10 protein-coding genes are annotated in these 13,352 nt (G+C 68.0%); 2 read left to right on the forward strand and 8 right to left on the reverse strand.

Going from position 1 to position 13,352, the window contains the following annotated elements:
- Positions 1–62 precede the first annotated feature (62 nt).
- Positions 63–617, reverse strand: coding sequence for a CGNR zinc finger domain-containing protein (locus AC3ERS_RS14615; RefSeq protein WP_431967615.1), 555 nt, complete (start codon positions 615–617; stop codon positions 63–65).
- Positions 618–701: 84 nt separating this feature from the next.
- On the opposite strand from AC3ERS_RS14615, the gene AC3ERS_RS14620 reads away from it, so the two are divergent.
- Positions 702–1,565 (forward strand): alpha/beta fold hydrolase, encoded by an 864-nt coding sequence (locus AC3ERS_RS14620; protein ID WP_431967617.1) that lies wholly within the window; start codon positions 702–704, stop codon positions 1,563–1,565.
- Between the two features lie 254 nt (positions 1,566–1,819).
- Here AC3ERS_RS14620 and AC3ERS_RS14625 read toward each other — a convergent pair whose 3' ends face one another.
- The 4 genes from AC3ERS_RS14625 to AC3ERS_RS14640 all read right to left on the reverse strand — a co-directional run bounded on the left by AC3ERS_RS14625 (position 1,820) and on the right by AC3ERS_RS14640 (position 7,057).
- Complete coding sequence (locus AC3ERS_RS14625; RefSeq protein WP_431967619.1) at positions 1,820–3,613, reverse strand: AMP-dependent synthetase/ligase; 1,794 nt, start codon at positions 3,611–3,613, stop codon at positions 1,820–1,822.
- Between the two features lie 160 nt (positions 3,614–3,773).
- A complete protein-coding gene (locus AC3ERS_RS14630) occupies positions 3,774–4,691 on the reverse strand; it encodes an alpha/beta hydrolase (protein WP_431967621.1) in 918 nt (305 codons plus the stop codon).
- A gap of 6 nt (positions 4,692–4,697) precedes the next feature.
- Positions 4,698–5,528 (reverse strand): SDR family NAD(P)-dependent oxidoreductase, encoded by an 831-nt coding sequence (locus AC3ERS_RS14635; RefSeq protein ID WP_431967623.1) that lies wholly within the window; start codon positions 5,526–5,528, stop codon positions 4,698–4,700.
- A gap of 5 nt (positions 5,529–5,533) precedes the next feature.
- Positions 5,534–7,057 (reverse strand): flavin-containing monooxygenase, encoded by a 1,524-nt coding sequence (locus AC3ERS_RS14640; RefSeq protein ID WP_431967625.1) that lies wholly within the window; start codon positions 7,055–7,057, stop codon positions 5,534–5,536.
- Positions 7,058–7,118: 61 nt separating this feature from the next.
- Here AC3ERS_RS14640 and AC3ERS_RS14645 point away from each other — a divergent pair, with 61 nt between their 5' ends.
- A complete protein-coding gene (locus AC3ERS_RS14645; RefSeq protein WP_431967627.1) occupies positions 7,119–7,763 on the forward strand; it encodes a TetR/AcrR family transcriptional regulator in 645 nt (214 codons plus the stop codon).
- Here the strand turns inward: AC3ERS_RS14645 and AC3ERS_RS14650 are convergent.
- From AC3ERS_RS14650 to AC3ERS_RS14660, 3 genes are all read right to left on the reverse strand, one after another.
- The gene (locus AC3ERS_RS14650) at positions 7,711–8,670 is read right to left on the reverse strand and encodes an NAD-dependent epimerase/dehydratase family protein (RefSeq protein ID WP_431967629.1); all 960 of its coding nucleotides are present in this window, start codon (positions 8,668–8,670) and stop codon (positions 7,711–7,713) included. The two genes, AC3ERS_RS14645 and AC3ERS_RS14650, sit on opposite strands and share 53 nt — an antisense overlap.
- Before the next feature lie 9 nt (positions 8,671–8,679).
- Entirely contained in the window at positions 8,680–9,261 is a 582-nt protein-coding gene (locus tag AC3ERS_RS14655; protein ID WP_431967631.1) for a TerD family protein, read from the reverse strand.
- 251 nt (positions 9,262–9,512) lie between these two features.
- On the reverse strand, positions 9,513–13,322 hold the full coding sequence (locus AC3ERS_RS14660) for a multifunctional oxoglutarate decarboxylase/oxoglutarate dehydrogenase thiamine pyrophosphate-binding subunit/dihydrolipoyllysine-residue succinyltransferase subunit (protein ID WP_431967633.1): 3,810 nt from the start codon (positions 13,320–13,322) through the stop codon (positions 9,513–9,515).
- Positions 13,323–13,352 lie beyond the last annotated feature (30 nt).

Here is a 13,352-nt window from a genome sequence, read left to right on the forward strand (position 1 = left end):
CCCGCGCCCGCCCCGAAGTGCAAACCACCATTTCTCTCCCGTCGATTCCCTCTCGCGTCCGCTTACTCCTTGTGCTTCCGGTAGTAGCGCGCCACGCGGACCCGGTTGCCGCAGCGTTCGGGGGAGCACCAGCGGCGTTTGGGGTGGGCGGGCAGGAAGAGGAGCACGCAGTCGTCGGCCTCGCAGCGTTTGAGTTTGGCGAGGGCAGGGTCGGTGAGCAGGTCGGCCGCGGCTTCGGCGAGGACGGCCGACAGGCATGTGGCGGACGGGCCGTCGCGGTGCGGGGTGGCGACGACGGCGGCGCCGTCCCAGTGCAGGCGGCGGACGGCAGGGGCGGCGGCCTGCGCCGTGGTGAGCGCGCGCAGCGCCGCGGCGGGCGGGGGTTGGCCGTGCAGCACCGCGTCGAGGGCGGCGGCGATGTGGTCGCGCACGTCGTGCACGGCGGCCAGGTCAGCGGGGGCGGGTCGGTCCAGCGCCAGCTCGGGGTGGCGGTCGGATTGGCGGGCGAGCCAGTCCGCCAACTGTTCGGTGGTGGCGAGCAGATCCGTGCCGAGCGGTCGGGTGTTGACCAGGTCCAGCGCCAAGGGCTCGCCGATCAGCGGGGTCGTATCGGTCACCTTCTAATGGTACATCTCCGAGTTGACACATTAGAAGACGATGCGCTAGAACTAATGCATCACCACGTAGATAAGGCATGTGAAATGTTCGAGCTGCCCCGCGTTCAGCACCGCACCGTCGAGGTCGACGGCGTCGAGGTCTTCTACCGCGAATCGATCCCGGCGCGCCCCGACGCGCCGATCCTGTTGCTGCTGCACGGTTTTCCCTCGGGTTCACACCAGTTCCGTGCGCTGCTGCAGGCGCTCGGCGGCCACTACCGGCTGATCGCCCCCGACTACCCTGGCTTCGGACGCACCAGCGCCCCCGCCGATTTCGAGTACAGCTTCGATCGCCTCGCCGATGTGGTGGAGGGTTTCGTCCAGGCCCTCGATCTGCGCCGGTTCGCGATGTACGTCTTCGACTTCGGCGCCCCGATCGGCTTTCGGCTGGCCCTGCGCCACCCCGAATGGATCGCCGGGTTGGTGGTGCAGAACGGCAACGCCTACGAGGCCGGACTTTCCGAGGGCGCCAAGGAATTCGTCGCGCTGCGTCCGGAACAGGAGGGCGCCGAGGACACCATCCGCGGACTGCTCACCCTCGAGGGCACCCGCGGCCAGTACGAGCACGGCGTGCCCGATCCGTCGGTGCTCGCGCCCGAGAGCTGGCTGCTCGATCAGCACTTCCTCGAGCTGCCCGGCCGCAAGGAGGCGCAGGTCGCGCTGGCCTTCGACTACCAGTCGAACGTCGACGCCTACCCGGAATGGCAGCGGTGGCTGCGCGAGCACACCCCGCCCACGCTCGTCGTGTGGGGCGCCGAAGACCCGTTCTTCCCCGAGCCGGGCGCCCACGCCTACCTCGCCGACGTCCCCGACGCCGAACTGCACCTCTTCGACACCGGCCACTTCGCCCTGGAAACCCACCTGCCGGAGATTGCTCCGCTCATCGCGAAGTTCCTCGACCGGCTCTGAGCCGGCTGCGAACCGAGCCGCCGTAAGAGGAAGCCGCAGGTGCGCGTGCAAGCTGCGCGCAGGACCTGGCACGCGAATGGTGCGGACAGGCGCGACCGCTCTCTACCGAGCCGCCACTCGTCGGAGCCCCGACCGCGTGCGCAGGCTGCGTCCAGGACCTGATACGCGAATGGCGCAGCCGGGCGAGAATCCGCAGAAACGCGAAAGGCGCTGCCCGCGAAACGAACCCGCGGACAGCGCCTTTCGACCAGCTACTAGCTGTAGATCTTCTCCACCTCGGAGGCGTACTGCTTCATCACGACGGCGCGCTTGAGCGACATCTTCGGGGTGAGCTCGCCGCCCTCCTGGGTCCAGTCGACCGCGAGGATGCGGATCTTCTTGATCTGCTCGGCGTGCGAGACCTTCTTGTTGGTGTCGGCGATGGCGGCATCGATCTCGGCGACCAGGTCGGCGTGCTCGATGAGCTTCTCGATCGCGGTCTCGGCGGGCAGCCCTTTGCGTTCCTTCCAGCCGGGCAGCGCCTCCGGGTCGAGGGTGATCAGCGCGCCGACGAACGGCTGACCGTCGCCGACCACCATCACCTGGCTGATCAGCGGGTGCGACCGCAGCGAGTCCTCGAGCAGCGCGGGCGAGACGTTCTTGCCGCCCGCGGTGACGATGATTTCCTTCTTGCGGCCGGTGATGGTGACGAAGCCGTCGGCGTCGATGGCGCCGAGGTCGCCGGTCTTGAACCAGCCGTCGTCGAAGGCGTCCTCGGTGGCTTCCGCGTTGCCCCAGTAGCCGCCGAACACGACCGAGCCGCGCAGCAGCAGCTCGCCGTCCTCGGCGATCTTGACGGCGTGGCCCTCGATCGGGCGGCCGACCGAACCGACTCGAATCTTCTCCGGGGTGTTCACGGTGATGGCCGCGGTGGTCTCGGTGAGGCCGTAGCCCTCGTAGATGGTCACGCCGACGCCGCGGAAGAAGTGGCCGAGGCGCGCGCCGAGCGGGCCGCCGCCGGAGACGGCCGCCTCGCACTGACCGCCGAGCGCGACCCGCAGCTTGCTGTAGACCAGCTTGTCGAACACCGTGTGCTTGAGCTTGAGCACGAGGCCGGGGCCGCCGTTGTCCAGCGCCTCGCTGTAGGCGATGGCGGTGTCGGCAGCGGCGTCGAAGATCTTGCCCTTGCCGCCGTCGTGCGCCTTCTGCTTCGACGCGTTGAACACCTTCTCGAACACGCGCGGTACCGAGAGGATGAAGTGCGGCTTGTAGCTGCCGAACTGGTCGACCAGGGTGGACCAGTCGGAGGTGTGCGCGACGATCACCTTGGCGTCGAAGGCCGCCAGCGCCACCGCGCGCGCGAACACGTGCGCCAGCGGCAGGAACATCAGGGTCTTCTTGCCCTCGGTGACGTACTTGCTCAGCGCGATCCGGTCGGACTTCGACTCCGCGTAGAGGTTCGCGTGGCTGAGCATGACGCCCTTGGGGCGGCCCGTGGTGCCCGAGGTGTAGATCAGGGTGGCGGGCGAGGCGGCGCCGACCTGCGCGCGGCGGTCGTGCACGGCCTGATCGTCCAGCTCGGCGCCGCGGGCGAGCAGCTCGTCGATGGCGCCCTTGTCGATCTGGATGGTTTCCTTCAGCTCGGGCAGCGAGCCCGCCTCGATCTCGTCGATCGTGGCGCGGTGCTTGTCGTTTTCGACGACGAGCAGCTTGGTCGCAGAGTCCTGCAGGATCCACTTGGCCTGCTCGGCGGCGGAGCTGTCGTAGATGGCGACGGTGCAGGCGCCCGCCGCCCAGATGGCGAAGTCGAGCACAGCCCACTCGTAGCGGGTGGGGGCCATGATGGCGACGCGGTCGCCGAGTTCGATGCCGGAGGCGATGATGCCCTTGGCCACGCCCGTGACGGTTTCGGCGAACTCCGCCGCCGTGACGTCCCGCCAACCGCCGCTGCCGTTCGGCACGTTGAACAGCACCGCGTTCGGCGCCTGCTCGGCGTGGCGGAAGACGTTGTCGGAATTGTTCGCGTCATCCGGGATGGTGTAGGAAGCCGGGACTTCGAACTCTCGCATCAGTGCCCTTCCACGTGGGTTTACTCGCCAGTAATCTACGACACCTTGTGCCGGTCCGTGCGATCGACTACCGAAAATCTCGCCGCTCGGTAATCGGCCGCCCGATCCGGACTCGTTTGCCATCTTTCTGCACGGCCGGAGCGCAGGCGGAGGTACGCACTCATCCTAGGTCGCTCGCGCGCACCGGCTGGACGGCATCGCGCAGGAAATCGGAGAGTTCGCGCAGCGCCACCGCGGCGGGGCGGAACAATCCGGCCTGCAACTGGGCGACGTGCCATAGGCCCCGGCTCTCGGTGAACTGCACGTGCACTCCCGCGCCGCGCAGCGCCGCGACCAGTGCGACGCACTGGGCGTGCAGCAGCTCGCTGACGTCGACCTGGACATAGGTCGGCGGCAGTCCGTGCAGGACCCCGCGCAGCGGCGCGTAGCCGGGATCGTTCCCGTCGCCCTCGCCGAGGTAGGCGGCGGCGCAGGCGCGCGACCACGGCTTGTTGATCACCGTGTCGCTGTCGCGATCGGGGATCTCGTTGGGATCGCTCCACGGTGCGATCAGGCCGAGCGCCGCAGGGGTGATCCCGTGCTCGGCGATCAGCCGCTGCGCAGTGGCCAAGCTCAGGCCGCCGCCCGCCGAGTCGCCCGCGACGGCGATCTGATCGGGCCGGAAGCCCTTCTCGGACACCAGTTCCAGGAACGCGGCGACGGCGTCGTCCAGACCCGAGGGGAACGGGTGCTCCGGCGCCATCCGATAGTCGACGACGTACACCGCGCTGCCGGTGTCGCGGGCCAGCCGCGCCGCGAGCGAGCGGTGGGTGGCCATCGACCCGACCGCGTAGCCACCGCCGTGCAGGTAGAGCACGGCGGTGGTGGGGTTGGTCGAGTCCGCGATGTGCAGTTCGGCCGGACGAGCGCCGAGTCGCGTCTTGCGCACCGTGACGCCGGAGGGCATCGGTTGCAGCGGCGCGCCGAGATCCATCAGCTTGCGCTGCACCGTGAACGGCAGTCGAGCGTTGAGCATCAACCGGAACACCGGCTTCAGCAGCACGCGGCCGACGGGCAGCGGAATGTCGAATTCACGCATGGTCGTTCAGGGGAGGAAGGGCCGGTTGACCGCGGCGGCGATGCGCTGGTAGCCGGAGGCCGTGACCCGCACGAACACGTCGAGCAGCTTCGCCTCCCAGCCGATCAGCACCCGGCCGTGGCCCTTGCGCACGCCTTCGGTGATGGTCTGCGCGGCCATCTCCGGGGTGTGGATGGCCAGTTTCTTGTCGAACATGGACGCGGCCGACTTGCCGTCGATGCCCTCGGCGTAGGTGGCGTTGCGGGCCACCGCGGTCTTGATGCCGCCCGGGTGCACGCAGGTCACCTTGACCGGGTGCTTGCCGACCAGCATCTCCTGGCGCAGCGATTCGGTGAAGCCGCGCACCGCGAACTTGGCTGCGTTGTATGCGCTCTGGCCCGGCACGGCGATCAGGCCGAACAGGCTGGACACATTGACCACGTGGCCGTCGCCCGACTCGATGAGCATCGGCAGGAACGCCTTAGTTCCGTTGACGACGCCCCAGAAGTCGACATCCATGATCCGCTCGATGTCCTTGAACTCCGAGCGGATGACCTCGCCGTGGAACGCGATGCCCGCGTTGTTGTAGACCTGGTGCACCACACCGAAGTGCGCCTTCACCGCGTCGGCGTAGAGCAGCACCGCCTCGCGCTCTGCCACGTCGATCCGATCGGACTTGACCTTCGCCCCGAGCTGTTCGCAGCGACGGACGGTCTCGGCGAGGCCGTCGGTGTCGATGTCGGAGAGCGCGAGCTCGGCGCCGCGCGCGGCCAGGTTCTCGGCCAGCGCGCGGCCGATGCCGGAGCCCGCTCCGGTGATGACACAGACCTTGTTCTTGAAGTAAGCGTCGTTGCTCACGGGGATCACACCACTTTCAGTTCGCCGGGCGCGGTTGTCGTCGCGTAGGCGGAGACGTCGAAATTCTTTGTCAGCCTACGGAATTGGAAGGTGAAATCGGGCCACAGCGTCGTATTGTTGCCGTGCTTGTCCAAGTACCAGCTCGCGCAGCCGCCGGTGTTCCACACCGTCTTGCTCAGCTTGGCCTGCAGGTCCTTGTTGTAGGCGTCCTGCACTTCGCGGCGCACCTCGACGCTGCGCAGGCCGAGACGGTCGACGGTGGTGAGCGCGTCGGAGATGTAGTTGATCTGGGATTCGATCATGAACACCATCGACGTGTGGCCGAGACCGACGTTCGGGCCGAGCAGGAAGAACATATTGGGGAAGTTGGCGACCGCCGAACCCTTGTAGCCCTGCTGGCCGATCTCGTCGAAGACCTCGCTCAGCGTGCGGCCGTCGAGGCCGGTGATGGTCTCGTAGGTGGGCGAGTCGGTGACGTGGAAGCCGGTGGCCACGATCAGCGCGTCGATCTCGCGCTCGGTGCCGTCCTTGGTGACGATCGAGCCCGCGCGGATCTCGGCGATGCCGTCGGTGACCACGTCCACATTGTCGCGGCTCAGCGCGGGGTAGTACTCGTTGGAGATGAGCATGCGCTTGCAGCCGATGCGGAAGTCCGGGGTGACCTTCTTGCGTAGCTCCGGGTCACGCACCTCGTACTGCAGCTTGGCCTTGGCCAGCAGCTGGAAGCCCTGCATCAGCGCGGGGAACTTGGCCAGGCCGACGACCTGGGTCTCCCGGGCGGCGTAGATGGCCGCGCGGGACAGCCGCTGCACGCCGGGCAGGTACTTGAACGCGAGCTGCTCGGCCTTCAGGTACGGGCGGTCCATGCGGGGCAGCAGCCACGGCGCGGTCCGCTGGTAGACGTCCAGCTTGGCGACCCGCGGCGCGATGGACGGGATGATCTGGATGGCCGAGGCGCCGGTGCCGATGATGGCGACCCGCTTGCCGTTCAGGTCGGCGTCGTGGTTCCAGCGGGCCGAGTGGAAGATCTCGCCCTCGAAGGTGTTGATGCCTTTGATGTCCGGCTGGTTCGGCTCGCACAGCGCGCCGACCGCGGAGACGACCGTGTCGGCGGTGAAATCGCCCTTGCTGGAGGTGATTTCCCACCGCGCGGTGTCGTCGTTCCAGCGGGCGCCGGTCACGTCGCAGTCGAAGATGTGCTTGTCCAGCACGTTGTACTTCTTCGCCACGCCCTGGATGTAGGACTGGATCTCGCCCTGCCGGGAGAACGAGCGCGACCAATTCGGGTTGAGCGCAAAGGAATACGAGTACAGGTGCGAGGGCACGTCGCACGCGGCGCCGGGGTAGGTGTTGTCCCGCCAGGTTCCGCCGACATCGCCGCCGCGCTCCAGGACCAGGTAGTCGTTGCGACCCTGCTGACTCAGCCGGATGGCGAGACCCAGACCGGCGAAACCGCTGCCGATGATGATCGTCTTGGCATGGCGGACGGACCGGTCGCCGACAGCTTTGTCTGTAACCTTGCGACTCATGTAAGGGAGACTACGGTCTTATTGAGCAGCAGTCAACAGCAATTGAACCGCGTTCAGTAACATGAGTGCCGTGACCAGCAAAAGCTCCGGTGCAAACGGCAAGCGGACCCGGCTGAGCCCGGATGAACGCCGCCAGCAGCTGCTCGCGCTCGGCGCCAAGATGCTCGGTGAACGCACGATCGAGGAACTCTCGGTCAGCGAGATCGCGGCCCAGGCGGGGATCTCACGCGGCCTGCTGTTCCACTACTTCCCGACCAAGCAGGACTTCCAGCGCGAGGTCGTCCGGCACGCCAACGCCGAACTGCTGGAGCGGGTGGCGCCGGACCGGTCGCTGAGCATCTTCGACATGCTGCGCGATTCGATCGAGCGCTACGTCGACTACGTCAGCGAGAACCGCACGTCCTACCTGGCGCTCTTGCGTGGCCCGACCAGCGTCAGCCCCGACCTGGTGCCGCTGGTCGACCAGACCCGCGACGCAATCATCGGCATCATCCTCGCCGAGGCGCCGACTTCCGTCGACCCCGCCGCGAACCCGCGGCTCATGCTCGGCATGCGCGGGTGGGTCGCCTTCGTGGAGGAGACCACCCTCACCTGGCTGCGCACCGAGCCGATCACCCGCGAGGAACTGATCGACTTGCTGGTGGAATCCCTGCTCACGCTGGCCCTTGCCCTGAACCCGGAGCTCGCGGCGGCATTGCAGGGGTGAGTGGGGAGGCGATTCGGCCGGTCCACATCTCGCGCACTATCGCTTCGATGTCCCAGGTCGGCCGCCAGCCGAGTTCTTTTGCGGCGCGGGAACTGTCGCACACCAGTGTCGGCGGCTCCTGGGCGGCGGGGAGATGTTCGACCGGGATGGCGCGGCTGGTGATGCGGGACGTGAGAGCCACCAATTCGGCCACGCTGGTACCGATTTCGCTGCCGATGTTGTACCGGCGGCAGACGCCGAGGCCGGGCAGGTGCGCGATCGCCGCGGCGACGGCTCGGGCCGCGTCCTCGATGTGCAGGTAGTCGCGCGTCGCGCTGCCGTCGCCGTACACGCGCAGCCGATCGCTCGCCCCGGTCGCCACCGCCCGCAGCCGAGAAAGGATGCGTGTGTCGTCGGTGTCGGCGCCGCCGACCAGGTTGGACAGGCGCAGGACGGTCGCGGCCAGGCGGCCCGACGCGGCTTGCGCGGCGATGGCGGATTCCGCCGCCTGCTTGCTCGCGGCGTAGGGGTGCGGCGGCGCGTCGGGGACGTCCTCGGTCATCGGCTGGACATCGGTGGCGTAGATCGCCGCGGTCGACGCGAAGACCAGCTTCTCGATGCCCGCCTGCGCCATAGCGTCCAGCAGTGCCACGGTGCCGCCGACGTTGACCTGGAAATACGGCAGCGGGTCGGCGACGGAGTCCCTGGCGCGGGTGAGCCCGGCCAGATGACAGACGGCGTCGACGCCGCGGACCGCGACCGTAAGCGATTCGGGCTCTAGAAGATCCGCTACCCGGATTGCCGCTTCCGTTGGCGCGCGGACACTTTCGCGACGGACGAGCGCGACGACCTGATGTCCGTCCCGGCGCAGCCGCGCGGTGACGGCGCTGCCCAGGTAGCCGTTGGCGCCCGTGACCAGAATCCGCACGCCGCCCCCTCAGGCCAGGAACGGCGCCAGCTGCGGCACCGCCTCGACGGGGTGTTCGGCCTGGATCTCCTCGTCGATCGAACGGAACTCCCAACCCTGGTGCGCGCGAACGAGTTTGCCCGCGAGAAAACCGGTGTGCGCGTGGATCTTGCTGAGGTCGTAGCGGGCGATCTCGGTCTTCGTCATGCCGTCGACGACGCGGCAGAAGGCGTTCTCGATCTTCTCGAACGTCTGGCCGGTGTAGCAGGTCACCAGGAAGAACACGGTGGTGACCTGCGGGGAGATCCTGGTCAGGTCGAGCGTGATGATCTCGTCGTCGCCGTCACCCTCGCCGGTCGTGTTGTCGCCGAGGAGGCGGACCGACCCGTCCTGCGAGGTCAGCTGCTCGTGGTACACCACGTCGACGATCGCGTCCCCCGCGAAGAGCAGCGCCGACGCGTTCAAGTCGATGTCCTTCGTTTTCCCCGGCAACCACCGCCGCTTGGCCGCCGGATCCCATCCGGCAGCCATCTGTACGACAGCCAGGGAATCCCCACCCGAATTCGGAACCACTTCGCACCGATCCCTTCCACGGCGCGCCCCTCGCGCCACGCCACCACCCTAGGAGCTGACGCGTGTCTGCATCGCCACATCCGCTCCGGTGCCAGAGCGCCATTTCGTCCGACCACGTGTCCCGGTCATCCGCGGTCCTGTTCGTCGGGCCGCGCTACTGGTCCGGCACGGACGAGGCGGAGCGCAGGTGCGGAACTCCGGCCGCCGAGTGGCCGGGAAACGGCGAACGCCGGGGCGAAACCGGCTGGGGGACCAGCGGTTTCGCACCCGGCGTGCGAGGCAGCTAGAGGTTAGCTGGTGGGCGCGAACGCCTCCCCGACGATCTCCGCCTGCTCGACGGCGTGCACCTTGGACGAACCCGAGGACGGGGCCGACATGGCGCGGCGGGAGATGCGGCGGAGTTTGCCGAGACGCTCCGGGAGCAGCTCGGGGAGGTTGAGGCCGAAGAAGGGCCAGGCGCCCTGGTTGGCCGGCTCCTCCTGAACCCACGCGATGTCGGTCGCGTTCGGGTACCCCTCGAGCGCCTCGTTCAGGCGGAACTTGGGCAGCGGGTAGAGCTGCTCGATCCGCACGATGGCGATGTCCTCGCGCTTCTGCTTCGTCTTCTCGGCGACCAGCTCGTAGTAGAGCTTGCCGCTGGTCATCAGCACTCGCTTCACCTTGGCGCGATCGCCGACGCCCTGCTCGTAGGTGGGCTCGTCGAACACGGAGTGGAACTTGGACTCGGTGAAGTCCTTGAGGTCCGACACCACGGCCTTGTTGCGCAGCATCGACTTCGGGGTGAAGACGATCAGCGGACGACGGATGCCGTCGTGCGCGTGGCGGCGCAGCAGGTGGAAGTAGTTCGCCGGGGTGGACGGCACCGCGACGGTCATCGAGCCCTCCGCGCACAGCTGCAGGAAGCGCTCGATGCGGCCCGAGGTGTGGTCGGGGCCCTGGCCCTCGTGGCCGTGCGGCAGCAGCAGCACCACGTCGGAGAGCTGGCCCCACTTGGCCTCACCGGAGGAGATGAACTCGTCGATGATGGACTGCGCGCCGTTGACGAAGTCGCCGAACTGCGCCTCCCAGAGCACCAGCGCGTTCGGGTTGCCCAGCGAGTAGCCGTATTCGAAACCGACGGCGGCGAATTCGCTCAGCGCCGAGTCGTGCACCGCGAACCAGCCGGGCTTCTCGCTGCCGATGTTGTGCAGCGGGGTGTATTCCTCGGCGGTCTTGCGGTCGATGATCACCGAATGCCGCTGGGTGAAGGTGCCGCGGCGCGAGTCCTGACCGGTCAGGCGCACCGCGCGGCCCTCGTCGATCAGCGTGCCGAAGGCCATCAGCTCGGCGAAGGCCCAGTCGACCTTGCCCTCGTAGGCCATCTCGCGGCGCTTCTCCAGCACCGGCTTGACGCGCGGGTGCACGTTGAAGCCGTCGGGGACGTTGAGGAACGCGTCGCCGATGCGCTGCAGCACGGCCTTGTCGACCGCGGTCTGCACGGTCGCGGGCACCTTCTGGTCGTCCTCGACCGACTCGCTCGGCCCGGGCGGGAACTTCTCCAGTTCGCGGACCTCGTTGAACACGCGCTCCAGCTGGCCCTGGTAGTCGCGCAGCGCGTCCTCGGCCTCTTTGATGGAGATGTCGCCACGGCCGATCAGGCTCTCGGTGTAGCTCTTGCGCACCGAGCGCTTGGTGTCGATGACGTCGTACATGTACGGCTGGGTCATCGACGGGTCGTCGCCCTCGTTGTGGCCGCGACGGCGGTAGCAGATCAGGTCGATGACCACGTCCTTGCGGAACTTCTGGCGGAAGTCGACCGCCAGACGCGCCACCCAGTCGCAGGCCTCCGGGTCGTCGCCGTTCACGTGGAAGATCGGCGCGCCGATGAACTTGGCGATGTCGGTGGAGTATTCGGTGGAGCGGCTGTTCTCCGGCGAGGTGGTGAAGCCGATCTGGTTGTTCACCACGATGTGGATGGTGCCGCCGACCCGGTAGCCGCGCAGACCCGAGAGGTTCAGCGTCTCGGCGACCACGCCCTGGCCCGCGAACGCGGCGTCACCGTGCAGCATCAGCGGCATGACGGAGAAGCCCTCGGGGCCGTCGCCCTTGTCGAGCAGGTCCTGCTTGGCGCGGACCAGACCCTCGAGCACCGGGTCGACCGCCTCCAGGTGCGACGGGTTGGCGGTCAGCGAGACCTCGATCTCGTTGTCGCCGAACATCTGCAGGTAGGTGCCGCGCGCGCCGAGGTGGTACTTCACGTCGCCGGAGCCATGCGTGGCCGCCGGGTTCATATTGCCCTCGAACTCGGTGAAGATCTTCGAGTACGGCTTGCCGACGATGTTGGCGAGCACGTTGAGGCGGCCGCGGTGCGGCATGCCGATGACGACCTCGTCGAGCGAGTGCTCGGCGCTCTGGTCGATGACCGCGTCCATCATCGAAATGACCGCTTCGGCGCCTTCCAGCGAGAAGCGCTTCTGGCCGACGTACTTGGTCTGCAGGAAGGTCTCGAAGGCCTCGGCCGCGTTCAGCCGGTTCAGGATGTACTTCTGCTGGGCGACAGTCGGCTTGACGTGCTTCTGCTCGACACGCTCCTGGATCCACTGCAGCTGGTCGGTTTCCAGGATGTGCATGTACTCCACGCCGATGTGGCGGCAGTAGGCGTCGCGCAGCACCGAGAGCACGTCGCGCAGCTTCATCCGCTCTTCGCTGTGGAAGCCCGCGACGGCGAACTCGCGGTCCAGGTCCCACAGCGTGAGGCCGTGCTGGGTGACGTCGAGGTCCGGGTGGCTGCGGAACTTGTCTTTGATCAGGCGCAGCGGGTCGGTGTCGGCCATCAGGTGGCCGCGGTTGCGGTAGGCCGCGATCAGCTCGAGCACGCGCGAGCTCTTGTCGACGCCGCGCTCCTTGATGTCCTTGCGCCAGCGCACCGGCTCGTACGGCACGCCGAGGCCGTGGAAGATCTCGTCGTAGAACTCGTCGGAGATCAGCAGTTGGTGGATGGTGCGCAGGAAGTCGCCGGACTCCGCGCCCTGGATGATGCGGTGGTCGTAGGTGGAGGTCAGCGTCATCAGCTTGCCGACGCCGAGGTCGGCGACGCGCTCGTCGCTCATGCCCTGGAACTCGGCCGGGTACTCCATGGCGCCCGCGCCGATGATCGCCCCCTGACCGTTCATCAGGCGGGGCACCGAGTGCACGGTGCCGATGGTGCCCGGGTTGGTCAGCGAGATGGTGACGCCGGAGAAGTCCTCGGCGGTCAGCTTGCCCTCGCGGGCGCGCCGCACGATGTCCTCGTAGGCGGTGTGGAACTGCCCGAAGGTCATCTCCTCGGTGCCCTTGATGGCCGCGACGACCAGCGAGCGGTTGCCGTCCTTGCCCGGCAGGTCGATGGCCAGGCCGAGGTTGGTGTGCGCGGGGGTGACCGCGTTCGGCTTGCCGTCGATCTCGGCGAAGTGCCGGTTCAGGTTCGGGAACGCCTTGACCGCCTGCACGATGGCGTAGCCGAGCAGGTGGGTGAAGGAGATCTTGCCGCCGCGGGTGCGGGCCAGGTGGTTGTTGATGACCAGACGGTTGTCGATCATCAGCTTGGCCGGGATGGCGCGCACCGAGGTCGCGGTCGGGATGGCCAGCGAGGCGGCCATGTTCTTGGCGACCGCGGCGGCGGCGCCACGCAGCACCTTCGCCTCGTCGGCCGCCTCGGCGGGCTTGGGGCCGCCGGAGGTCGGCGCCGCGTTCGAGGTCGGCGCCGGAGTGGTCTGAGGGGCGCGCGCGGTGGCCTTGGCCGGAGCCGCGGGCTTGGCGGCCGGAGCCGCGGGCTTGGCGGCCGGAGCGGGAGCCGGTGCGGGCGCGGGCTTGGCGGCGGCCGGGGCGGGCTTCGCGGCCGGGGCAGGCGCGGGAGCCGGGGCGGGCGTCGCGGGAGCCGGGGCGGCGTTCGAGGTCGGCGCGGCGGACTGCGAGTTGGTGGCTTCGCCGCTCGCTTCGGGGGTGTAGTCGGCGAGGAACTCGTGCCAACTCTCATCGACCGACGATGGATCCTCTTTGTACTTCAGATACATCTCGTCGACTAGCCACTGGTTCTGTCCGAACTGGGAAGTTGAGCTGCTCACAGCAGGTGTTCGCCTCATTTCGTTCTTCGCGCTGCGACGTTTGTGACG

This window comes from Nocardia sp. bgisy134 (assembly GCF_057708325.1).